The organism is Aeromonas sp. FDAARGOS 1407 (assembly GCF_019048725.1).
Classification (GTDB): domain Bacteria; phylum Pseudomonadota; class Gammaproteobacteria; order Enterobacterales; family Aeromonadaceae; genus Aeromonas; species Aeromonas enteropelogenes.
On record NZ_CP077399.1, the window covers coordinates 1,541,594 to 1,563,167 of the forward strand.

Genomic DNA, 21,574 nt, shown 5'->3' on the forward strand with positions numbered 1-21,574 from the left:
ATTGCTTGCGCTATTTGTTGCGAGAGGGCAGGCGAATGACGGGAGCCTGCGGTTCATGATGATGGTGTTCGCCATCGCAGTGGTGATGGTGGGTGTAGACCGCCAGTACCTCCTGCTCGGGCCGCCCGAACAAACGGGCAAATTCGGGGTGGCGCGCCACGCTCTCCGGTTCGCCATGGCAGCAGACGTGGCGATTGAGGCAGATCACCTCGTGAGTGCTGGCCATCACCAGGTGCAGGTCGTGGGAGACCATCAGCACGGCGCAGTTGAGCTCGGCGGCCAGTTGACCGATGAGGGCATAGAGCTCGATCTGGCCGTTGATGTCGACCCCCTGTACCGGTTCGTCCAGTACCAGCAGCTCGGGTTTGACCAGCAGGGCGCGGGCCAGCAGCACCCGCTGCATCTCGCCGCCTGAGAGTTTCTGCATCCGGTTGTCCAGCAATTCCTGAGCACCGACCCGGCCCAGTGCCTCCTCAATGGAGAGGCGGCTGTTTTTGCCCAGTTGCAGGAAGCGGCGAACCGTCAGCGGCAAGGTGGGATCGAGATAGAGGCGCTGGGGGACATAACCGACCCGTAAATCACGGCTACGGTTGATCTCGCCGGAATCCGGGGTGAGCAGGCCCAGCACCAGTTTGCTCAGGGTGCTTTTGCCTGCCCCGTTGGGGCCGACCAGGGTGGTAATTTTGCCTTTATTGAGGGTAAAGGAGACCTTGTCGAGCACAGAGCGTCCATCGAACGACAGACTGACCTCTTTCAGCTCCACCAGTTGGGTCATGACAACTCCGGGGTTTACAGCCAGTGAGAGTTATAATATAACAAAAAAAATGGTTTGTTATATTATCACACTGACACCTGCTGACGAGACCCCCAATGCGAATTCTTGCCCTGATCACTGCCCTGCTGGCAGTGAGTTTGCCCGTTCGTGCCCTCGAGGTACTGACTACCATCAAGCCCCTCGGTTTTATCGCCGCCGCCATCACTGACGGCGTGAGCGAGCCCAAGGTTCTGCTGCCCACCGGCGCGTCTCCCCATGATTTCTCCCTGCGTCCTTCCGATATTCGCAGCATCAATGACGCCGATCTGGTGGTGTGGGTCGGCCCTGAACTGGAAGGCTTCATGGCCAAACCACTGGCCAACCATCCTCATGTGTTGACCCTGACCCAGGTCGAGGGCATGCCGCTGTTTGACTACGCCAGGCAGGAGGGGCATGAAGAGCACGCAGATGAAGAACATGAAGGTCATGACCACGATGGCCACGAGGGACATCACCACGAGGGCATCGATCCCCACCTCTGGCTGGGACCGACCCAGGCCAAGGTCATCGCTCGCGCCATCGCCGTCGAGCTCGGCAAGCAGGATCCGGCCAACAAGTCTCGTTATGAGGCCAATCTCGCCGCCTTTGATGCCAAGGTCGATGCCAAGGACAAGATCATTGCCGAACAGATGAAGGCGGTGAACCAGAAGGGATATTTCGTGTTCCATGAAGCCTATGGCTACTGGGAGCGCCACTACGGCATGAGTTCGAAGGGCCACTTCACCGTGAGTCCGGAACGCCGCCCGGGAGCCAGGACGCTGGTGGAGATCCGCAAGGCGCTGGAAGAGAAGCAGGCCAGTTGCATCTATGCCGAGCCGCAGTTTTCCCCCGCCGTCATAGAGTCGGTGGCCCGCAATACCGGGGCCAGGGTATTGCTGCTGGACGAAGTGGGTGAGCAGGTGCCGCTCGGTCCGGATGGCTATCCCCAGTTCATGCAGCAATTGGCGGATGCCTTCGCCCAGTGCCGTTAAGCCTGTCCTTGTCGCGATAGCGCTTGGCCCGCCTACTATACTGACCTCCAGCATCTGGCATGGAGTGTCCGGTATGAAATGGTGGCTCATCCCTGCCTGTGCGTTGGTCCTTTTGGGGAACAGCGTGCAGGCCTCTCGTCTCTCCGACTATATCGCCAGCCCCGAATTGCAGGCCAAATTGCAGGAAGTGTATGGCGGCAGGGCGATCCAGCGGGCCGAGGCATTCTCCCGCCTGCTTGCGCCGCGGGCCGGCACCACGGATCAGCAAAAGCTCGAGCTGGTGAACAATTACTTCAACAATCTGACCTACAGCGATGATCCCAAGCTGTGGGGGATGGAGGATTACTGGGCCAATCCGCTGGAATTTATCGGCGCCCGCGGTGGTGACTGCGAGGACTACAGCATTTCCAAATACTACACACTCATGGAGCTGGGGGTAGCGGAGGGGAAGTTGCGGTTGGCTTACGTCAAGGCGGTGAGATACAACCAGTTTCACATGGTGACGCTTTATTTTCCGACCCCAAAATCAGACCCGCTAGTGCTCGACAATATCAACAGCCGGATCCTGCCAGGCAGCAAGCGCACCGATCTTATTCCCGTCTACAGCTTCGATGCCAAAAGCATCTGGATCATGAAGTCCCGTCGGGAGGGAACCCTGGCGGGGAGCGCAGACAGGCTGGCGCAGTGGACTGCCATGAAGACCCGCTTTTCCAGCGAACATCTGCGCACGCCACGCCGTCAGTTATAGTTTCCCGGCCGCTTTCAACTCGGCAAAATAACGCGCCGCACCGGGGTGTTGTTCAATGCTCAGCACAGGACCCGTCTTGTTGCGGGCCCGATAAAACATATTGGCATACCCATAGGTCTGTTCATTGAACTTGGTTTGCTGGTCCACCATGGCCTTGGTCAGCTGGTAAACAGCTTCTTCCGGCATAGTGGCATTGGTGACCAGAGTGGCGGCGATGGCGAAGGTCGGGGTCGCCTTGAGATTGCCCGGATAGATGCGGGCTGGTATTTGACTGCGCTGGTAGTATTTGACGTCTTTGATCAGTTGTTCCCTGAGCTCTCCATCTACCGGCAAGAAACTAATGGCGCAGCGTTTGGCGGCATTGAGTACATGGCGGTTCGGATGGCCCATGACGACGGCGAAGGCATCTATCTGTTTGCTGCACAGGGACTCGGGCAGGTTCGCCATGCTCTTGAGGTCGAGATCCTGCTCTTTTATTCCCAGCAGGTTGAACAGCGCCAGAGCGGTTTGGCGGGTACCGGAGTTTTTCAATCCCATGTCGATGGGGGCAAGTTTGAGCTGCTCCAGTTTGGTGATATCACCATCGGCGCGGATCACTATGGTAAAAGGCTCGGCATGAGTGGCGAACAAGGCTCGCAACTCGGGTTGTGGCTTGCCGGTGAAAGGGCCTGCGCCCTGGCTGGCCTGGTAGAGCCAGTCTGACTGCACCATGGCGTAAGAGACGTCGCTGCTCTTCAGGCGCTGCAAGTTCTCCAGTGAGCCGGAGGTGGCTTGCAACTGGCAGTTCAACTGCGGAGCCAGGCGACAAAATTCCCCCATGATTTGATGGTATATCCCCTGTTCACCCCCGGTGCCAATGGTGACGGAGGCTGCCGTGGCAGCCGGTTGCCAAAGCAGGGCCAATAACAGGCTTATCCTTCTCATGATTGAACCTCCCTGGCATATCCGTCGATCCCCCAACTGCGCAACTTGTCTACTTCAGCCAGCTCGCCCGCCTCGGCCAACAGGGTGTAACCGGCTGCATGCATGGTTTGCGAGACCAGATGCCAGTAAAGAGGAGCCTCCGTTATCTGGCAGCAGATAAACACGGGATTGAGAGGATCGAGTTGATTGAGGGTGTCCGCATTGAGAGGAATGGCGCTGAAAGCGAGTTCAACCCCCTGCTCTTGCAGTGAGAGCAGGAGGGACTGCCCTTGATTCGGAAAGGCGGGGAGATCCCAGCGCCAATCCAGTGTCTTGCCACGGCCCTGGGTCAGCAAGGGGGCTATTTCCGGCCATTGTGGGTGGTTGAGCAGGGAAAGCGGCAAAGAGATGCCCTCGACGTTTTGTTGTAGCCATGGCGCCAGGGCCGCTTCGATAACTGAGAGCTCACTGTCGGCTGACACTGTTTGCTCAGGCAGGAATCGTTGATAGAGGGGGATCTCTCCCTGGGTTGAGAAAAATGTTTGCAGATAGCCTCCTCTAGCTTGTGAAACCATTCCATGCAACGGAACGTGAGGTGTCATAGGAAGCTGTTTACCCAGTTGGGTGATCTTGAGGCGTTGTTGCAGCAGATCCCGTTTTCGTTCCGAGATCAGTTGATTGATGGAGGATGTCACTTCTCTGAGATCGTGCAGCCAGGGGGTGGACAAGGTGTTGTTGTACTGATGCTTGCGAAGCCGGCCAAGTTGCAGGTTGATCTCTGTCAGTGGTTGCAGCAGTCGCTTGCAGGCCCAGGAGATCGCCAGGGTAAAAACCAGCAGCCCTGCCAGCAAGGCAAAGCCGGTGCGGCTGATGGCATTCCACAGATGCTGATAGGCATAACCACTGTGTCCTTCCAGCGTCAGTGTGCCCAGTATGCGCCAACCATCGGTCAGCTCTTGTTCGCTCCTGACAGGTGGCATGTCAATGACCGAAGGGAGCCAGGACGGCACATTCTGCTGGGAGGATTGAAATACCTTGTTGAGCAGTATTTGGCCATCGGGATCAACCAGGGTCACAGCGCTGACAAAACCGCCATCGAACATGGCATTGACGATGGTTTCGGCCAGTACCTTGTCATCGTTGAGCAGGGTGCCCTGCAGTACCAGACCCAGGGCGGTAATCGCCGTCTCCAGATTGGCCGACATCTGGTCGATGATGGATTGGCGGACGGTCGTGATCTCAAGCAGAAGCAGCAGAACGGCACCGATTAGAAACAGAACGAAAATCATTCTGTTTAACAATTTGGCTAGCGACATATCCACTCCATGGAAAAGTTATTGCAACATTTATGTGCCTTGTTCCGAATCGAGTCTGACCCAGTTCTTAAAAATAAGAAAAAATCGTTAAAAAAGGCGATCATTTCTGCCCATAAGGGAAGGTTATGCATAAAATGTGAGGTTCATGCAGATTGCGATGAACTTTTTGTATCTTTATTTGTCCAAAAATCAGTTTTATACGGTTTTGTCACAACTGACATCGCAACTCACACTATTTAGATCTAAACACAGGATAGCGGATGAAACGTCTCCGTCCCTTGGTCGCGCAGGCTGCCAACTGGGAACCACCGGTTCCCCGCAAACACTTTTATGCCATGGTAATGTTGACGGCCATGACCCTTTCAGCCGTCGCATTGCTCCCGGCACCAGGCGATATCCTGGAACGGCCATTGCGCCTTGAGTTGCCAATTGATACTGCCGGTACGGCAACCAACGAAAACAACACCGACTTCAACGAAATCCCGGATCACGAGCTGGTTGAGCCGAGCACACCCGAAGATGACATCCCGGTCGATACCACCCCACAATGGCAGGATTATCAGGTCCGCAGTGGCGAGAATCTGACGGCGATCTTTAACAATCTGGGACTCTCTACCACCACCCTTTACAAGGTGCTGGATGCTGACAACAAGAACTATCTGGCTCGTCTCAAACCCGGGCAAAATATCGAGCTGCTGATCGATCAGGACAACATACTGCAGCAACTCAAGATCCGTCTGAATATCAAGCAAACACTGGTAATGTCGCGCAGCGATGATGCCTACACCTCCTCCATGCTCAACGAAAAGGTGGAGTGGCAGCCGCAGCGTTACAACGGGGTGATCAACGGCAGCTTCTATGTCAGTGCCCGTAATGCTGGCATTCCGGCCAACCACATCCAGAAGATCGCAAACCTGTTTCAATGGCGGCTCAACTTTGCCAAGGACTTGAAAAAGGGCGACAAATTCAAGGTGCTGGTGCGTCAGGAGACGGTTGAAGGCAAGGGCACGGGCAACAGCCAGCTGCTGGGAGTCGAAGTGACCAGTCAGGGCAAGACGGTATCGGCCTGGCTTGCCGGAGATGGCAACTATTACGATGGTGAGGGCAACAGTCTGGAGCGCGGTTTCCGCCGTTATCCCACCCACAGCCGTTACCGGATCAGTTCCAACTTCAACCCGGCGCGCAAACACCCTGTGACGGGGGCTATCCGTCCCCATGAAGGCACCGACTTTGCTTTGCCGATAGGGACGCCAGTGTTGGCAACCGGTGATGGCGTCGTCCAGAAGGCGACCAGTCACCCGTTGGCGGGCACCTATATCGTCATCAAACATGGACGAACCCTGGCGACCCGCTATCTGCACCTGAGCAAGCTGCTGGTCAAGCCGGGCCAACGGGTGAAGATGGGCGACAAGATTGGCCTGTCGGGCAATACCGGCCGCTCTACCGGTGCCCATCTGCACTACGAGCTGCGCATCAACAACCGTCCGGTCAATGCCATGACAGCCAAGTTGCCGATGGCCGAAGCGCTCAGTGGCAAGGAACGTCGTCAGTTCCTGGCCCAGGTGAAGAGTTATCGCAAGGAGCTGGAGGCGAGTTGATATCGTCTCTTGCTGACGTAATAAAAAGGCCCCGCCACACAGGCGGGGCCTTTTTCATTGGGAGGTGGGGCCGGATCAGTACCCCTTGTCGAAATCGATCTTACCCTCCAGCGGTTGACCGTCGATGAAGCGGATATAGTTGCGCACGAAGATCTGGGCCACATCTTCCGGGAAACTGTAGGCGCCGTTGTGCGGGGTCACGATCAGATTGGGCTGCCCCCAAAGCGGGCTGTCAGCCGGCAGGGGTTCCTGTTCGAACACATCCAGTACCGCCATGGCCAGCTTGCCGGTGCGCAGGGCGGCAAGCAGATCATCGGATTGGACCGCGCTGCCACGTCCCACATTGAACAAAATGGCCCCCGGCTTGCAGTGTTCGAAACGGGCCGCATTGAAGAGATGGCGAGTTTCCCGCGTGGCAGGCAGCACGCTGACGATGACATCGGCCTGGGCCAGCAGCTTGTTCAGAGCTGGGAGCTGATAGACCTGCTCAAATCCGGCTCGTTCCCGCCCGGATCGGCTGATGCCGAGCACCTTCATCCCAAAGTGTCTGCCAGTATGGGCGATATGTTGGCCAATGCTGCCGGTACCCAGGATCAGCATGGTGCGCCCCTTGAGACCCTGATAGGGGTGGCTCTGCCACAGGCGTTGCTTCTGTTGCTCCCGGTAGAGCGGTAGTTGACGCATCAGGCTGAGCAGATGGCCGAACACATATTCGCTCATCAGCGGTCCGAAGATGTCGCGTACATTGGTTAGCTGGTAATCTCGACGGCTACCCGCCTCCAGCAAGACGTCGACCCCCGCATAGGTGGATTGCAACCAGGTCAGCTTGCGGGCTTTGGTGATCAGGGGTTTGGCGCGGGCCGGTTCCGCCATCAGGATATGGGCTTCGCCGATCAGTTTTTCCGCATCGGCCTGATTGTCTGCCCGCAGAATGCGCAGGTGAGGGAGGTTGGCGGCCTTGAGCAGACGTTCGTAGTGAGCATTATCCTGGCTGAGCAAAAGAAGGGTGCGTTGGCTCATACTCTTGTTCCTTATCAGAATTCGCGGCGCAACGAGATGTCGCCCTTGCCCTCATCTTACCCGAGTTGATGTTGCAACATAGCCGACCAGGGCGCATTTTCGTTTTCGCCACGTCCTGTGTGGGCTACAATCTGCCCCACATTTTGCAAAGGATCCGACTCCAGTGTTTGGTGACAAGTTTTATAAGCGACTGGCCGAGCTACAGCCTTGGCAGCAGACCGTCTACACCCTGGCGCTGGCAGAGCGCATGTACCCCAACTATGCCCTGTTCAGCCAGGCCTCCGGTTTTGGCAATGCCGCTTCTTTCCGGCATGCGCTGGACCAGATGTGGAACTACCTCACCGTCAAGGGATCCCGGGTCAATCTGGGGGCAATCCTCGAAGATTTCGAGTCGCACATTCCGGATCCCCGCAAGTTTGAATCTTACGGTGCCTACCCGGCACTGGATGCCTGTGTGGCGCTGGGTTGTGCCTACAACTCTGTCATTTGCCGGGTGGGGGAAGAGGCCAATGACGCCAGCCATGCCTCGGTTGGTACCGTGGCAGGCTTTATCGATATGCTGGAAGAGCGCGAGCTGAGCGAAGAGGAGCTCTACGAGCACGAATACATGGAGGCCGAGCTGGAGTTTCAGGTTGAACTACTCAAGCGGGTTGCTCACGAGCGCGACGGTGATCGCATCCTTGCCATCAAGAAGTTTGCCTCCCAAGGGGGCGTTTCCAACATAGGCATCAGCCTGGAAGAGTAATCTCTCTTTAATTCGAGGTGACACCTTCGTCACTCAATCAAAAAGCCAGTCATTCTCCTGACTGGCTTTTTTTATCGAGTTTTTATTTACCGTCTCAGGGTATAGCCTTAAGTCAGGGGGGAGGGGTGACTGGCGCGTCATATGTTGTTGCTTGCGAAGATTTCCAACGCACCAGGATGAACATGACTCAACTACTCCGGCGACGGCTCATGGGGCCTTTGAGCAAGCCTGTGACAACCTGGATGGAGCAGTACCAACCAGAGTGGAGTTTATTCATGAAAATAACTGGAAATTCATTTTAATGACTAGGTTATCGGTAGTGAATGGGGATGGAAAAGGCGCATGGAAATTGTGCGCCTTCGTTTTTCGTTTCGGTATTTCCGTTGTATTGAGCAACAAGAAACGATTTTCCATCAGTTGTTACGCGTTATAGACTCAAACAAAAGCAATACTGTGGACTTTTTAACCATGAGTGACGTAATCAAGAAGTTTCTGAAACTGGAGGCTGCCTCCGGGATTATTCTGATCATGGCGGCATTGCTGGCAATGGTATTGGCCAACACAGGATTGGCTGGTGGGTATCAGGCATTCCTCGATACCCAGGTACAGGTACGTATCTCCGCCCTTGACATCAACAAGCCGCTGCTGCTCTGGATCAACGATGGCCTGATGGCGATTTTCTTCCTGCTGGTTGGTCTGGAAGTCAAACGCGAAATGCTGGAAGGGGCGCTCTCGTCCCGTGTGCAGGCGACCTTCCCGGCCATTGCGGCCGTAGGCGGCATGCTGGCTCCGGCCCTCATCTATGCCTTCTTCAACTATTCGGACGAAGTAGCCCGTGCTGGCTGGGCGATCCCTGCCGCTACCGATATTGCATTTGCCCTTGGCGTGATGGCGCTGCTGGGCAAGCGAGTGCCGGTGAGCCTGAAAGTGTTCCTGCTGGCGCTGGCGATCATGGATGACCTGGGGGTCATCATCATCATTGCGCTCTTCTATACCCAACAGCTGTCGTTGGCAGCGCTGGCGGTAGGCATCATGGCGACCCTGATCCTGTTCTGGATGAACCGCCGTGGCGAGGACAGAATTAGCCTCTACATGGTGGTGGGTCTGGTACTTTGGGTGGCCGTGCTCAAGTCCGGTGTTCATGCGACTCTGGCTGGTGTGGTGGTGGGCTTCATGATCCCGCTCAATGGCAAGCGTTATGCGTCGCCGCTCAAGCATCTGGAGCATGCGCTGCACCCCTGGTCCGCCTTCCTGATCCTGCCGCTGTTTGCCTTTGCCAACGCCGGGGTCTCGCTGGAGGGGATAGGTCTCTCCTCCCTGATGAGCCCGGTGCCCATGGGGATCATGCTGGGATTGTTTGTCGGCAAGCCGCTCGGGGTGTTTACCATCAGCTGGTTGTCGGTCAAGCTGGGGATCGCCCAGTTGCCGAATGGAGTCAATTTCAAGCAGATTTTTGCGGTCAGCATTCTCTGTGGTATCGGTTTTACCATGTCGATGTTTATCGCATCGCTGGCCTTCGAGCATGGCGGGATGGATTATGGCAGTTACTCCCGTCTCGGGATCCTGGCGGGTTCCACCATGGCAGCGCTGGTTGGCTATCTGGCACTGCGGTTGTCTCTTCCCAAGGGGGAGGGAGATCAAAATGCGGAGGGATTATGAAAACACCATGGTTGTTACTGTTACTGGCCAGCCCCCTTGTCTGGGCTGATGGTCTGGAAGAGTGCAAGCGGGACGCAGCCTCGGCCAGCTGCTCTACCTACCTGAACGGAGTAGTGGACAGCGCCCTGCTGCTCGGTGACAAGCAGGCCAAGGCTCGTTTCGGAGAAACCTTCTATGAGCGGGCCTTGAGCAGCCGGGCGGGGGAGCGGCTCAAGCACACCAACAAGCGTTATTGTGGTGATCGCCAGCCGGATAAAGATCGTCTCAAGGCCAGCTTGATGGAGCAGTTTACCTTGAACAAGGTTGACTCGGTCAGCGACATGTATGACATTCTGGCGGTTGAACTCAGCTGCTACCGGAGCCCGCGAAAAGCGGTAACCCCATCGGATGTCACACCTTAACTACAACCACCTCTATTATTTCTGGATGACTCAAAAGAAGGGCTCCGTTACCCAGGCAGCGGAAGCCCTTTTTTTGACACCACAAACCGTGACCGGCCAGATCAAGCTGCTGGAGCAGCGCCTGGGTGGCAAACTGCTCAAGCGCAAGGGACGTTCCCTCGAAGCGACCGAACTTGGCCAACTGGTTTTTCGCTATGCCGACAAGATGTTCAGCCTCTCCTACGAGATGCTGGATATCGTCAACTATCGCAAGGAGAGCCAGATCCTGTTCGACGTTGGTATTGCCGATGCCCTCTCCAAACGCCTCGCCAGCCGGGTGCTGCTATCTGTCATCCCCAACGATGGCTCCATTCATCTGCGCTGTTTCGAATCGACCCACGAACTCTTGCTGGAGCAGCTCAGTGAGCACAAGCTCGACATGATCCTCTCCGACTGTCCGGTGGATTCCAGCCAGCATGCGGGGCTGCTCTCCAAGCGGCTCGGGGGCTGTGGTGTCAGCTTCTTCTGCAAGGCGCCGTTGCCCGAGAAACCCTTTCCGGCCTGTCTGGAGGAGCGCAAGCTGCTTATTCCCGGACGCCGTACCGCCATGGGACGTCAACTGACCCAGTGGTTCGAGCAGCAGGGGGTATCGCCGAGTATCCTGGGTGAGTTCGACGATGCGGCCCTGATGAAGGCATTCGGTTTCTTCAATCAGGGTATCTTCATGGCTCCCACCATCTACCGGGAGGAGATCCTGGAGGGGGAAGAGGTGATGTTGCTGGGGGAAACCCAGGATTTGACGGAGGAGTACTACGTCATCTTCGCCGAGCGGATGATCCAGCACCCCGCAGTCAAACGGGTATGCGAGAGTGATTTCACCTCCCTGTTTGCCGGGCAGGAGAACTTCTCGGCGATCCAGCCTGCCACCCTGTCGTTTTAAAACGGCTCGTCACCACGTATCATCGCCGACTGGCAGAGGAGACATTTGATGCAACTGGAAGAGATGGAAGCCAAAGCCGGTCAGGCGGTGGCGCTTCTCAAGGCGCTGGCCAATGAACGCAGGCTGTTTATCCTGTGCCAGCTACTGGAGCGAGAGCTGTCGGTCGGGGAGCTTAACGAGCGGTTGGGGCTGAGTCAGTCTGCCCTGTCACAGCACCTGGCTTTGTTGCGGCGGGATGAATTGGTCACGACCAGAAAAGAGGCCCAGACGGTCTTCTATTCGCTGCGTAGCCATGAGGTGCGTGAGGTGATCAGTTTGCTGCATCGACTCTACTGCAGCGAAGAGAAATAAAAAACCGGCACAATGGCCGGTTTTTTCAGCTTTGATCAGCGTGAGCTGATTAAGCCATAGCTTTGATCTGGGCAGACAGGCGGCTCTTGTGACGAGCTGCTTTGTTCTTGTGGATCAGGCCTTTAGTCGCCATGCGATCCATGATCGGCTGAGCAACAGCGAAAGCAGCAACAGCAGCAGCTTTATCGCCAGAGGCGATGGCAGCAATTACTTTTTTCAGGTAGGTACGGGTCATGGAACGACGGCTGGCGTTGTGCTGACGGCGTTTTTCTGCCTGAATCGCGCGCTTCTTAGCAGATTTGATGTTAGCCAAGGTAAAACTCCTAAAACTGTCTTAGCGAGTGTATTGAAAAGGCCCAGAAATATGCCTTCCCAACCACATATTGTCAAATGATTTGTGCAAATAAACACCGCCCCCCGGTGGTGTGTCAGATGGGAGACGGTTAAACTGTCGGCCGATTCTAGCAGCATTCTTTTCATTCTGACAGTTCCAGAGGCCCCGTCTTGAGTAAGAAATTGATCAAATCCGGCATGATAGTGTCCGGAATGACGTTGGCATCCCGTGTGATGGGGCTGATCCGCGATGTGGTCATCGCGAATCTGCTCGGTGCCGGGGTGGCTGCCGACGTCTTCTTCTTTGCCAATCGCATTCCCAATTTTCTGCGCCGCCTGTTCGCCGAAGGGGCTTTCAACCAGGCATTTGTCCCCGTGATGACTGAGTACAGAAAGAACGGTGACGAGCGGGAGGTGCGCGAGTTGCTGGCCGCCGTAGCGGGCACTCTGGGGGGAATAGTTACCGTGGTGACCCTGCTCGGCGTGGTGGGATCGGGCGTACTGACCGCCATCTTTGGCTGGGGCTGGTTCTGGGACTGGCTGCATGGCGGACCTGCCGCCGAGAAGTTCGAGCTGGCCAGTCTGATGCTCAAGATCACCTTCCCCTATCTCTGGTTCATCACCTTTACCGCCATGGCGGGGGCCATCCTCAATACCTTCGGCCGCTTTGCCGTCTCGTCATTTACCCCGGTATTTCTCAACATCACCATGATTGCGGCCGCCTGGTGGATAGCGCCCATGATGGAGAAGCCCGAGCTCTCGCTGGCAATAGGGGTATTTTTGGGCGGCTTGGTTCAATTTTTGTTCCAGTTCCCGTTTTTACGGCAAATCAACATGCTGGTCTGGCCCAAGTGGGGATGGTATCACCCCGGTGTAGTGAAAATCCGCACCCTGATGATCCCGGCGTTGTTCGGCGTCTCGGTCAGCCAGATCAACCTGCTGATCAACACCATGCTGGCCTCTTTTCTGGCCACCGGTGCCATCAGCTACCTCTACTATTCTGATCGCCTGCTGGAATTCCCCCTCGGCCTGTTTGCAGTGGCCATCAGCACAGTGATCTTGCCAGCCTTGTCGAAGAAACATGTGGATGCCGACCCGGCCGATTTCTCCCACACCATGGATTGGGGGGTGCGGATGGTGGTGCTGCTTGGTTTGCCTGCCATGGTGGGGATTGCGGTGATGCGTGAGCCCATACTGCGGGTACTGTTCATGCGCGGCGAGTTCGGGCTGCACGAGGTGAGCATGTCCAGCGCGAGCCTGCTGGCTTCCACCACAGGCCTGCTGTCGCTGATGCTGATCAAGGTGCTGGCGCCCGGTTACTACGCCCGTCAGGACACCAAAACCCCGGTACGCATCGGCATCATGGCCATGGTGGCCAACATGGTATGCAACCTCATCTTTATTTATCCCCTGGGCTATGTGGGGTTGGCGCTGGCCACCGCTTGCTCCGGCACCCTGAACGCGGCCTTGCTGTTCAAGGGGTTGTATCAGCAGAGCGTCTACCGTCCATCCCGCCAGACCGGAGTGTTCTGTCTCAAATTGCTGGCGGCGACCTTGCTGATGGGGGGCGTGCTGGCTTATCTGTCGCCGGATCTGGCCCAGTGGGGCGCCTGGGGCATGGGCAAGGCCACCCTGGAACTGGCCATGTTGCTCTCCCTGGGGGCTGCCATCTATGCGGTGGCGCTGCTGGCGCTGGGAATTCGGCCAAGACACCTGAAATCGGGGCATGAGGGCTGATCCTGATTGCTGCCTGATATATAATCCGGCGATTTTCATAACAGCAACGTACAAGGCACCGATGGAGCTTATTCGCGGCATTCATAATCTCAAGCCCCGACACCGGGGATGTGTATTGACCATTGGCAACTTTGATGGGGTTCATCAGGGTCACCATGCGGTACTGACACGTCTCAAGGAGAAAGCGGCCCATCTGGGATTGCCCGCCTGCGTCATGCTGTTTGAGCCCCAGCCGCTGGAGCTGTTTGCTGGCGCTGCGGCCCCGGCCCGGCTCAGCCGGTTGCGGGAAAAGTATGAAGCGCTCAAGGGGCTGCAGATCGATCGCCTGCTCTGCGTGCGCTTCAGCCACCGTTTTGCCGGACAGGCGGCGTCTACCTTCATCGAGCAACTGCTGGTCGAGAAACTCGGCGTGCGTTACCTGGTGGTCGGCGATGACTTTCGCTTCGGCAAGGGGCGGGAAGGGGATTTTCACCTGCTGGAAGAGGCGGGCCGCCGCTTCGGTTTCGAAGTGATCAGCACCCAAAGTTTCCAGCTGTCCCGCCAACGGGTGAGCAGCACCCTGGTTCGCGAAGCCCTCAAGGCTGGCCGGATGGCCGAGGTGGAACTGATGCTTGGCCGCCCCTATACCATCAGCGGCAGAGTGGCCCACGGCGACAAGCTGGGGCGCACCATAGGTTTTCCTACCGCCAATCTGGCCCTCAAGCGCCAGGTTATCCCGGTCGGTGGCGTGTTCGCGGTGGAAGTGTTATGTTCCGGCAAGACCTTCCCCGGTGTCGCCAATGTGGGTGTACGGCCTACCTTGAGCGGTACACAAGCTAGATTGGAAGTACATCTATTTGATTTTTCTGGTGATCTATATGGTCAACAGGTCAAGGTGCTGCTTCGCCACAAGCTGCGCGAAGAGCAGAAGTTTGCCTCTTTCTCTGCCTTGAAAGAGCAAATCGAACGAGATGCCCTGGCGGCCCGAGCCTGGTTCGGGCTGCCACAATTTCATTTACCCAGCACTCTTTTAGAAAAGAAGGGAACCCAGGACTGATGAGCGACTATAAACACACCCTGAATCTTCCGGAAACCGAGTTTCCGATGCGTGGCGATCTGGCCAAGCGCGAACCCAACATGCTCAAGCGTTGGTACGATCAGGATCTCTACGGCGCTATTCGCCGCGCCAAAGCGGGCAAGCCTTCTTTCATTCTGCACGATGGCCCCCCCTATGCGAACGGCAACATTCACATCGGTCACTCGGTCAACAAGATCCTCAAAGACATCATCATCAAGTCCAAGGGCCTGTCCGGCTTCGATTCCCCCTATGTCCCGGGTTGGGACTGCCACGGTCTGCCCATCGAACTGAAAGTGGAAGGCATGGTCGGCAAGCCGGGCGAGAAGGTTTCCGCCGCCGAGTTCCGCGCCGAGTGCCGCAAGTATGCCAAGACCCAGATTGAAGCGCAGAAGACCGACTTCATCCGTCTGGGCGTGCTGGGTGACTGGGAACACCCCTACCTGACCATGGACTTTGGCACCGAAGCCAACATCATCCGCTCCATGGCCAAGATCGTCGAGAACGGCCACCTGCACAAGGGCTCCAAGCCGGTGCACTGGTGTACCGATTGCGGCTCTGCCCTGGCTGAAGCCGAAGTGGAGTACTACGACAAGAACTCCCCCTCCATTGACGTGCGCTTCAAGGCCGTCGATGAAGCAGCCGTTGCGGCCAAGTTTGACTGTGCCGAAGGGCACACCGGCAAGGGCACCCTCTCTGCGGTGATCTGGACCACCACCCCGTGGACCCTGCCGGCCAACCGCGCCATCGCCATGCATGCCGACCTCGACTATGCCCTGGTGCAGGTCGAAGGTGACAACCCCGAGCGCCTGATCCTGGCTGCAGAGCTGGTCAAGGATGTGATGGACCGCGCCGGCATCGAGCACTACCACAACCTGGGTTACGCCAAGGGGGCGGCCCTCGAGCTGCTGCGCTTTAACCACCCTTTCTACAGCTTCGACGTGCCTGTGGTGCTGGGTGATCACGTCACCCTGGATGCCGGTACCGGCGCCGTTCACACAGCTCCTGGCCATGGTCAGGAAGACTTCGTGGTCGGCCAGAAATACGGTCTGGAAGTGGCCAACCCGGTGGGCAGCAACGGCGTCTACCTGCCGGATACCGAACTGTTTGCCGGCCAGCATGTCTTCAAGGCCAATGCGGCCGTGGTCGAGGTGCTGACCGAGCGCGGCGCCCTGCTGCACCACAAGGTGTTCAACCACTCCTACCCCCACTGCTGGCGCCACAAGACTCCGATCATCTTCCGCGCTACCCCGCAGTGGTTCATCAGCATGGATCAGAACGGTCTGCGCAAGCGCGCCCTGGAAGAGATCGATCGCATCGAGAAGGATGGCATCGCTCGGCACGGCCAGAGCGGCTGGGTCCCGGCATGGGGCAAGAACCGCATCCAGGCCATGGTGGAAGGTCGCCCGGACTGGTGTATCTCCCGTCAGCGTACCTGGGGCGTGCCCATCTCCCTGTTCGTCCATAAAGAGACCCAGGAGCTGCACCCGGAATCCGTGCGCCTGATGCATGAAGTGGCCAAGCGGGTCGAGCAATCCGGCATCCAGGCCTGGTGGGATCTGGACAAGGCCGAGCTGCTCGGCGCCGATGCCGATCTGTACGACAAGGTGCCTGACACCCTGGACGTCTGGTTCGACTCCGGCTCTACCCACGCCTCCGTGGTCGACGCTCGTCCCGAGTTCAACGGCAAACCGGCCGACATGTATCTGGAAGGCTCTGACCAGCACCGCGGCTGGTTCATGTCCTCCCTGATGATCGGCGTGGCGATGAAGGACAAGGCCCCCTACAACCAGGTGCTGACCCACGGCTTCACCGTGGACGGTCAGGGCCGCAAGATGTCCAAGTCCATCGGTAACGTGGTGAGCCCCCAGGACGTGATGAACAAGCTGGGGGCCGACATCCTGCGTCTGTGGGTTGCCAGCACCGACTACACCGGAGAGATGACCGTCTCCGACGAGATCCTCAAGCGCTCCGCCGACGCCTATCGTCGCATCCGCAACACTGCCCGCTTCCTGCTGGCTAACCTGAACGGCTTCAATCCGGCGACCGACATGGTCGCGCCTGCCGACATGGTAGTGGTGGATCGCTGGGCCGTGGGCCGTGCCAAGGCGGTACAGGCCGATATCGTGGCTGCGTTCGACGAGTACAACTTCCATGGCGTTACCCAGAAGCTGATGCAGTTCTGCTCCATCGAGATGGGCTCCTTCTATCTGGATGTCATCAAGGACCGTCAGTACACCGCCAAGGCGGACAGCCTGGCCCGCCGCTCCTGCCAGACTGCTCTCTATCACATCGCCGAGGCCATGGTGCGCTGGATGGCACCCATCATGAGCTTCACTGCCGACGAGATCTGGGCCCTGCTGCCGGGCGAGCGTGGCGAGTTCGTGTTCACCGAGGAGTGGTACGACGGCCTGTTTGGGCTGGAAGCGGGTGAAGTGCTGAACGACGAGTTCTGGGCCGAGATCCTCACTGTGCGTGGTGAAGTGAACAAGGCGCTGGAGGCCGCCCGTGGCGAGAAGCGCATCGGTGGCTCCCTGCAGGCCGAAGTGACCCTGTTCGCCAAGCCGGAGCTGGCTGCCCGCCTCAACACCCTGGCCGACGAGCTGCGCTTCGTGCTGCTCACCTCCAAGGCCAAGGTGGTCGTGGCCGATGCGGCTCCGGAAGGGACTGTAGCGACCGAGCGTGATGACCTGTGGCTGAGCGTGGCCCAGTCTGCCGCCGCCAAGTGCGACCGCTGCTGGCACCATGTGGAAGACGTGGGTACCATCGCTGGTCACGAAGAGATCTGTGGCCGCTGTGTCACCAACGTCGAGGGTGACGGCGAAACTCGTCAATTTGCCTGATGAACATGACTCACCATAAAAGCGGCCTGCGTTGGCTGTGGCTGGCGGTGCTGGCCTTCATACTGGACCAGGCGAGCAAGCTCGCCGTGGTCAAGTTGCTGCCATTTGGCTACCCGGGGGTGGAGATCACCCCCTTCTTCAACCTGGTCCACGTCTACAACAAGGGCGCAGCGTTCAGCTTTCTGGCCGATCAGGGGGGCTGGCAGCGCTGGTTCTTCGCCGTGCTGGCCTTTGCCATCTGCGGTCTGCTGATCCACTGGCTGCGCAAGCAGTCGGTGACCGAGCGCTGGAGTGGTATCGCCTACAGCCTCATCATCGGCGGGGCGCTCGGCAATGTGTTCGACCGGCTGGTGCTGGGCCATGTGGTCGATTTCCTCGACTTCTACTGGGGCCGGGCCCACTGGCCGGCCTTCAATCTGGCCGATACCTTCATCTTCATCGGCGCCGCCATGATAGTGCTGGACGGCTTTCGCTCATCCAAGGGTGAGCAAGGCGAGAAAAAGGGGGCGGCATGAGCCGACAGATTGGTGCTGACAGCAGCGTGCTGTTTCATTTCGCCATCAAGCTGGAAGATGGTTCGGTTGCCGACAGCACGGCGCTGCACGGCAAGCCGGCCCGTCTGCGGATGGGGGATGGCAGCCTGACTTCGAGCTTCGAGCAGTGTCTGCTCGGCCTGGGCGAAGGGGAGAGCAAGAGCTTTACCCTGGCCCCTGAACAGGCCTTTGGTCTCTCCAACCCTGACAACATCTACCATCTGGACAGAGCCAAGTTTGGTACCGATGCGGAGCCGAAAGTCGGCACCATCATCCTGTTCGACCAGCCCAACGGTAGCGAGCTGCCCGGCATCATTCGGGCGGTGGAAGGGATGTCGGTGACGGTCGATTTCAACCACCCGCTGGCCGGTCATACGGTCACCTTCGAGGTGGAGATCCTGGGCGTTGACGACGAGGAGAAGGTGCTCTGATGGATATCTTGCTGGCCAATCCCCGCGGCTTTTGCGCCGGTGTCGACCGCGCCATCAGCATCGTCGAGAGTGCACTGGAGAAGTTCGGTGCCCCCATCTATGTCCGCCATGAGGTGGTGCACAACCGCTATGTGGTGAACAAGCTCAAGGATGCCGGAGCCGTGTTCGTCGAGGAGCTGGATGAGGTACCCGATGACAGCATCGTCATCTTCTCCGCCCACGGTGTCGCCAAGACGGTGCGCGAGATGGCCAAGTCCCGCGCCCTCAAGGTGTTCGACGCCACCTGCCCACTGGTGACCAAGGTGCACATGGAGGTCCATCGCGCCAGCCGCAAGGGCTCCGAAGCAGTGCTCATCGGTCACGCCGGCCACCCCGAGGTGATCGGCACCATGGGACAGTACGAGAACCGCGAGGGGGGCATGTATCTGGTGGAGACACCGGATGACGTAGCCAAACTCCAGGTGAAGAACCCGGATGATCTCTGCTTCGTCACCCAGACCACCCTCAGCATGGACGAGACCGCCGAGGTGATTGATGCCCTGCGCCAGTACTTCCCCAAGATCCAGGGGCCGCGCAAGGACGACATCTGCTACGCCACCCAAAACCGTCAGGACGCGGTACGGGAGATGGCAGAGCTGGTCGATGCCATGCTGGTGGTGGGTTCCCGCAACTCCTCCAATTCCAACCGGCTGCGCGAGCTGGCCGAGAAGGTGGGCACCAAGGCCTATCTCATCGATGATGCTTCCATGATCGATGCCGCCTGGCTGGACGGTGTGAAGGCGATCGGTGTGACTGCCGGAGCTTCGGCACCCGAGGTGCTGGTGCAGAGCGTCATCACCCGCCTGCGCGAGCTGGGGGGCAAGATGGTGGCTGAACACCCGGGTCGCGAAGAGAATGTGGTGTTCGAGGTACCGCCCGAGCTGCGCATCCTCTGACGCGTCTCATCCTCGCCGGATGACCATGTATTGCCAAAGCCACCTTTTCGAGGTGGCTTTCTGTTTTTGGTTCCAACGAGTCCTTCATGCACGTTCGCGACCAGATCGCAGCGAAAATTGATGATGTAGCTCGAAATTTTGAATAGACAGGATTGAAACCCAAGGTGTCCGGCATAGACTGCCTGCAAGCCCCTACTCTGGCTGAACACACATGGAGCTGTGTCTGCATCCCCGGAACAAATCAGAGCGAAACAGGATGTTTTTGCGTTCAGGTTTTAGCCTTGTCGAGCTGATGGTTACCATAGCGCTCGTCTCTCTCTTGCTGACGCTGGGAGTGCCCTCCTTCAACTCTCTGCTGCGCAGCATGACCCTCAATACTCAGGCCAACAACTTTGTGGCAGCTATCAACCTTGCCCGTTCCGAAGCCATTCGCCGCAATGCGGCGGTGACCCTGTCCGCCTCGGCCGAGAACCTGACCCAGCATCACTGGGAGGCCGGTTGGCAGATCTGGGTCGATGGCAATGGCAACAGCAGGCTCGATAACGGCGAGTTGCTGCGGGGTTTCCCCGATATGGAGGCAGGTACCCTGAGCAGCAATACCTCTCTGTTGCGCTTCAGTGGCGACGGTTTTCTCGATGGCCGCTCACAGGCATCGCAGGTGTTTACCCTGCGCCCGGAAGGGTGTCGCAACGAGGCTGCCCGCGATATCACCATCACTGCGGCAGGTCGCCCCTCCATCGCCGAGGTACGTTGCCCATGACACGACAACAGGGCTTGTCACTGCTTGAAATCATGATCTCGGTGCTGGTGCTCTCCATCGGCATTCTGGGCATGGCGACCCTGCAGCTGCAGGCACTCAAGAGCAATCAGACTGCCCTGACGCGCACCGAAGCGACCCAGTACGCCTACATGATCAACGACATGATGCGGGCCAATCGCAGCGCGGCCCTGATCGGGCAATACAATATCGATCTGGGCCAGACGGTCTCGGGCAGTTCCATGGCGATACAGGACTTGCTGCACTGGAAGCGGGTATTGAGCGAGCTGCCGGGTGGCGATGGTGCCGTGGCGGTCAGCGCCGGAAGGGCCACCATCACCATTCAGTGGGATAGCAGCCGGCTGGCCACCGATCCTGCGTCGCGCAGCATGACCCTTAGGACGGATCTATGAGCAGGGCCGGTTTGCCCCTACGCCAGCGCGGGATTGGCCTGGTCGAGGTGATGATCGCCCTGGTGCTCTCCCTGGTGACTGTGGGAGTCATCATTCAGGTATTTCTTGGCAATCACAAAACCTATCTCACTGGCGAGGCCATTGCCCGGGTACAGGAAGACAGCCGGTTTGCCATCAATCTGCTGCAAAAAGAGCTGCGGATGGTGGGCTATCAGGGGTGCCTCAGCAAACAGGGGGTCAATATCACCAATACCCTCAACAACAACGCGACACTGCCCTACAACTTCACTACCTTTTTGCGTGGCTATGACAATGTGACGGCCACCTTGCCAGCCCCTCTTTCTGCCCTGTTCACGGGAGCCGAGCCCAGACCCATGCCGGGTAGCGATGTGCTGCTGGTGCAGGGGCCTACCGGCGTCGGGGTACCCGTGGTGCGCAACAACAGCGCCGCCCAGCTGTTTGTCCAGCATCTCTCCAGCAAGGTGGATTATTGCGGCACCGGCAAGCAGGGTTACAGCGACCTGTGCGAGGGGGATATCGTTATGGTATCCGATTGCCAGAAGGCGAGGATCTTCCAGATCACCCAGACCCAGCTGGTCGGCGGGAGCGACGAGGTCAATATCGGCCACTCCAATGACAACAAATTCACGCCAGGCAATGCCACCAGCTCCTGGGGCGGTGCAAGCAGCCCGGTCGAGGAGCGCTTCGGCCCAGGCTCGACACTGAACCGGGTGGAAACCCGCCTCTACTATATTGCTCGCCCTTCGGCCAACAGCCCCTACGCCCTCTATCGCAAGAGCGGAGTCGCCGCGGGCATGCCCCTTATCGAAGGGGTTGCCAATATGCAGCTCACGTTCGGGGAGGATCAGAACCGGGATCGGGCGACGGATCGCTATGTGAGCGCCGCCAGCACTCCAAACTGGGACAACGTCCTGGGGATTGGGGTGCAGCTTCTGATGCGCAGCAATCAGGGCAATGTAGTGTCGGCCCCGCAAGCCCTGAGCTTTGCCGGCGCCACCTTTCAGGCGACCGATCGCAACTGGTACTGGGTAGCCGAGACCACGGTCGCGCTGCGTAACCGGTTACCTTGAGG

Annotated in this window: 22 protein-coding genes; 17 read left to right on the forward strand and 5 right to left on the reverse strand. The window is 58.1% G+C overall.

Translation table 11 applies throughout. The annotated features are described in order from the left end of the window. Positions 1–10: 10 nt before the first annotated feature. On the reverse strand, positions 11–775 hold the full coding sequence (gene znuC / locus I6L37_RS07490; RefSeq protein WP_026456078.1) for a zinc ABC transporter ATP-binding protein ZnuC: 765 nt from the start codon (positions 773–775) through the stop codon (positions 11–13). Positions 776–870: 95 nt separating this feature from the next. Here znuC and znuA point away from each other — a divergent pair, with 95 nt between their 5' ends. Both znuA and I6L37_RS07500 read left to right on the forward strand, forming a co-directional pair. Next, on the forward strand, positions 871–1,785 hold the full coding sequence (gene znuA, locus I6L37_RS07495) for a zinc ABC transporter substrate-binding protein ZnuA (protein WP_042071050.1): 915 nt from the start codon (positions 871–873) through the stop codon (positions 1,783–1,785). A gap of 73 nt (positions 1,786–1,858) precedes the next feature. Further along, complete coding sequence (locus I6L37_RS07500; protein ID WP_042071052.1) at positions 1,859–2,533, forward strand: transglutaminase-like cysteine peptidase; 675 nt, start codon at positions 1,859–1,861, stop codon at positions 2,531–2,533. Here the strand turns inward: I6L37_RS07500 and I6L37_RS07505 are convergent. Continuing rightward, positions 2,528–3,457: a TAXI family TRAP transporter solute-binding subunit gene (locus I6L37_RS07505; RefSeq protein WP_042071054.1), complete on the reverse strand. Its 930-nt coding sequence runs from the start codon at positions 3,455–3,457 to the stop codon at positions 2,528–2,530. The genes I6L37_RS07500 and I6L37_RS07505 overlap by 6 nt on opposite strands. Further along, complete coding sequence (locus I6L37_RS07510; RefSeq protein WP_216993664.1) at positions 3,454–4,752, reverse strand: LapD/MoxY N-terminal periplasmic domain-containing protein; 1,299 nt, start codon at positions 4,750–4,752, stop codon at positions 3,454–3,456. Before I6L37_RS07510 ends, I6L37_RS07505 begins: the two co-directional genes overlap by 4 nt. A gap of 260 nt (positions 4,753–5,012) precedes the next feature. Between I6L37_RS07510 and mepM the strand changes: the two genes are divergently transcribed. Then, a complete protein-coding gene (gene mepM, locus I6L37_RS07515) occupies positions 5,013–6,350 on the forward strand; it encodes a murein DD-endopeptidase MepM (protein ID WP_026456082.1) in 1,338 nt (445 codons plus the stop codon). Between the two features lie 75 nt (positions 6,351–6,425). Here the strand turns inward: mepM and I6L37_RS07520 are convergent, their stop codons facing one another. Beyond that, complete coding sequence (locus I6L37_RS07520; RefSeq protein ID WP_042071058.1) at positions 6,426–7,370, reverse strand: D-2-hydroxyacid dehydrogenase; 945 nt, start codon at positions 7,368–7,370, stop codon at positions 6,426–6,428. A gap of 163 nt (positions 7,371–7,533) precedes the next feature. Between I6L37_RS07520 and I6L37_RS07525 the strand changes: the two genes are divergently transcribed. The 5 genes from I6L37_RS07525 to I6L37_RS07545 all read left to right on the forward strand — a co-directional run bounded on the left by I6L37_RS07525 (position 7,534) and on the right by I6L37_RS07545 (position 11,445). Next, positions 7,534–8,115 (forward strand): YjaG family protein, encoded by a 582-nt coding sequence (locus tag I6L37_RS07525; RefSeq protein ID WP_216993665.1) that lies wholly within the window; start codon positions 7,534–7,536, stop codon positions 8,113–8,115. 468 nt (positions 8,116–8,583) lie between these two features. Beyond that, on the forward strand, positions 8,584–9,774 hold the full coding sequence (nhaA, locus tag I6L37_RS07530) for a Na+/H+ antiporter NhaA (RefSeq protein WP_026456084.1): 1,191 nt from the start codon (positions 8,584–8,586) through the stop codon (positions 9,772–9,774). Next, on the forward strand, positions 9,771–10,175 hold the full coding sequence (locus I6L37_RS07535; protein WP_042025860.1) for a hypothetical protein: 405 nt from the start codon (positions 9,771–9,773) through the stop codon (positions 10,173–10,175). The genes nhaA and I6L37_RS07535 overlap by 4 nt, the downstream gene beginning before the upstream one ends. Beyond that, complete coding sequence (gene nhaR / locus I6L37_RS07540; protein ID WP_042025859.1) at positions 10,162–11,094, forward strand: transcriptional activator NhaR; 933 nt, start codon at positions 10,162–10,164, stop codon at positions 11,092–11,094. The genes I6L37_RS07535 and nhaR overlap by 14 nt, the downstream gene beginning before the upstream one ends. Before the next feature lie 48 nt (positions 11,095–11,142). Further along, positions 11,143–11,445 (forward strand): metalloregulator ArsR/SmtB family transcription factor, encoded by a 303-nt coding sequence (locus I6L37_RS07545; protein WP_026457879.1) that lies wholly within the window; start codon positions 11,143–11,145, stop codon positions 11,443–11,445. A 49-nt stretch (positions 11,446–11,494) separates the two neighbouring features. Here I6L37_RS07545 and rpsT read toward each other — a convergent pair whose 3' ends face one another. Then, the gene (gene rpsT, locus I6L37_RS07550; protein WP_042025858.1) at positions 11,495–11,758 is read right to left on the reverse strand and encodes a 30S ribosomal protein S20; all 264 of its coding nucleotides are present in this window, start codon (positions 11,756–11,758) and stop codon (positions 11,495–11,497) included. Between the two features lie 191 nt (positions 11,759–11,949). Between rpsT and murJ the strand changes: the two genes are divergently transcribed. From murJ to I6L37_RS07595, 9 genes are all read left to right on the forward strand, one after another. After that, on the forward strand, positions 11,950–13,515 hold the full coding sequence (gene murJ / locus I6L37_RS07555) for a murein biosynthesis integral membrane protein MurJ (protein ID WP_216993666.1): 1,566 nt from the start codon (positions 11,950–11,952) through the stop codon (positions 13,513–13,515). A gap of 61 nt (positions 13,516–13,576) precedes the next feature. Next, positions 13,577–14,551, forward strand: coding sequence for a bifunctional riboflavin kinase/FAD synthetase (gene ribF, locus I6L37_RS07560; protein ID WP_216993667.1), 975 nt, complete (start codon positions 13,577–13,579; stop codon positions 14,549–14,551). Further along, positions 14,551–17,412, forward strand: coding sequence for an isoleucine--tRNA ligase (gene ileS, locus I6L37_RS07565; RefSeq protein WP_216993668.1), 2,862 nt, complete (start codon positions 14,551–14,553; stop codon positions 17,410–17,412). The genes ribF and ileS overlap by 1 nt, the downstream gene beginning before the upstream one ends. Continuing rightward, positions 17,412–17,927: a signal peptidase II gene (gene lspA, locus I6L37_RS07570; protein WP_042025854.1), complete on the forward strand. Its 516-nt coding sequence runs from the start codon at positions 17,412–17,414 to the stop codon at positions 17,925–17,927. Before ileS ends, lspA begins: the two co-directional genes overlap by 1 nt. Beyond that, positions 17,924–18,376, forward strand: a complete 453-nt coding sequence (fkpB, locus tag I6L37_RS07575) for an FKBP-type peptidyl-prolyl cis-trans isomerase (protein WP_042071069.1) — start codon at positions 17,924–17,926, stop codon at positions 18,374–18,376. The genes lspA and fkpB overlap by 4 nt, the downstream gene beginning before the upstream one ends. After that, positions 18,376–19,311, forward strand: a complete 936-nt coding sequence (ispH, locus tag I6L37_RS07580; RefSeq protein ID WP_216993669.1) for a 4-hydroxy-3-methylbut-2-enyl diphosphate reductase — start codon at positions 18,376–18,378, stop codon at positions 19,309–19,311. Before fkpB ends, ispH begins: the two co-directional genes overlap by 1 nt. Positions 19,312–19,567: 256 nt before the next feature. After that, the gene (gene tppE, locus I6L37_RS07585) at positions 19,568–20,071 is read left to right on the forward strand and encodes a type IVa pilus pseudopilin TppE (protein WP_216993670.1); all 504 of its coding nucleotides are present in this window, start codon (positions 19,568–19,570) and stop codon (positions 20,069–20,071) included. Next, positions 20,068–20,481, forward strand: a complete 414-nt coding sequence (gene pilV, locus I6L37_RS07590) for a type IV pilus modification protein PilV (protein WP_216993671.1) — start codon at positions 20,068–20,070, stop codon at positions 20,479–20,481. Before tppE ends, pilV begins: the two co-directional genes overlap by 4 nt. Continuing rightward, positions 20,478–21,572: a PilW family protein gene (locus I6L37_RS07595; protein WP_216993672.1), complete on the forward strand. Its 1,095-nt coding sequence runs from the start codon at positions 20,478–20,480 to the stop codon at positions 21,570–21,572. The genes pilV and I6L37_RS07595 overlap by 4 nt, the downstream gene beginning before the upstream one ends. The last annotated feature ends 2 nt before the right edge of the window (positions 21,573–21,574 follow it).

What these genes read in the sequence shown, in the direction of transcription:
- znuC (WP_026456078.1), bottom strand. Translation starts at nt 775, where the DNA reads ATGACCCAACTGGTGGAGCTGAAAGAGGTCAGTCTGTCGTTCGATGGA.
- znuA (WP_042071050.1), top strand. Translation starts at nt 871, where the DNA reads ATGCGAATTCTTGCCCTGATCACTGCCCTGCTGGCAGTGAGTTTGCCC.
- I6L37_RS07500 (WP_042071052.1), top strand. Translation starts at nt 1,859, where the DNA reads ATGAAATGGTGGCTCATCCCTGCCTGTGCGTTGGTCCTTTTGGGGAAC.
- I6L37_RS07505 (WP_042071054.1), bottom strand. Translation starts at nt 3,457, where the DNA reads ATGAGAAGGATAAGCCTGTTATTGGCCCTGCTTTGGCAACCGGCTGCC.
- I6L37_RS07510 (WP_216993664.1), bottom strand. Translation starts at nt 4,752, where the DNA reads ATGTCGCTAGCCAAATTGTTAAACAGAATGATTTTCGTTCTGTTTCTA.
- mepM (WP_026456082.1), top strand. Translation starts at nt 5,013, where the DNA reads ATGAAACGTCTCCGTCCCTTGGTCGCGCAGGCTGCCAACTGGGAACCA.
- I6L37_RS07520 (WP_042071058.1), bottom strand. Translation starts at nt 7,370, where the DNA reads ATGAGCCAACGCACCCTTCTTTTGCTCAGCCAGGATAATGCTCACTAC.
- nhaA (WP_026456084.1), top strand. Translation starts at nt 8,584, where the DNA reads ATGAGTGACGTAATCAAGAAGTTTCTGAAACTGGAGGCTGCCTCCGGG.
- I6L37_RS07535 (WP_042025860.1), top strand. Translation starts at nt 9,771, where the DNA reads ATGAAAACACCATGGTTGTTACTGTTACTGGCCAGCCCCCTTGTCTGG.
- nhaR (WP_042025859.1), top strand. Translation starts at nt 10,162, where the DNA reads ATGTCACACCTTAACTACAACCACCTCTATTATTTCTGGATGACTCAA.
- I6L37_RS07545 (WP_026457879.1), top strand. Translation starts at nt 11,143, where the DNA reads ATGCAACTGGAAGAGATGGAAGCCAAAGCCGGTCAGGCGGTGGCGCTT.
- ribF (WP_216993667.1), top strand. Translation starts at nt 13,577, where the DNA reads ATGGAGCTTATTCGCGGCATTCATAATCTCAAGCCCCGACACCGGGGA.
- ileS (WP_216993668.1), top strand. Translation starts at nt 14,551, where the DNA reads ATGAGCGACTATAAACACACCCTGAATCTTCCGGAAACCGAGTTTCCG.
- lspA (WP_042025854.1), top strand. Translation starts at nt 17,412, where the DNA reads ATGAACATGACTCACCATAAAAGCGGCCTGCGTTGGCTGTGGCTGGCG.
- fkpB (WP_042071069.1), top strand. Translation starts at nt 17,924, where the DNA reads ATGAGCCGACAGATTGGTGCTGACAGCAGCGTGCTGTTTCATTTCGCC.
- ispH (WP_216993669.1), top strand. Translation starts at nt 18,376, where the DNA reads ATGGATATCTTGCTGGCCAATCCCCGCGGCTTTTGCGCCGGTGTCGAC.
- tppE (WP_216993670.1), top strand. Translation starts at nt 19,568, where the DNA reads ATGTTTTTGCGTTCAGGTTTTAGCCTTGTCGAGCTGATGGTTACCATA.
- pilV (WP_216993671.1), top strand. Translation starts at nt 20,068, where the DNA reads ATGACACGACAACAGGGCTTGTCACTGCTTGAAATCATGATCTCGGTG.
- I6L37_RS07595 (WP_216993672.1), top strand. Translation starts at nt 20,478, where the DNA reads ATGAGCAGGGCCGGTTTGCCCCTACGCCAGCGCGGGATTGGCCTGGTC.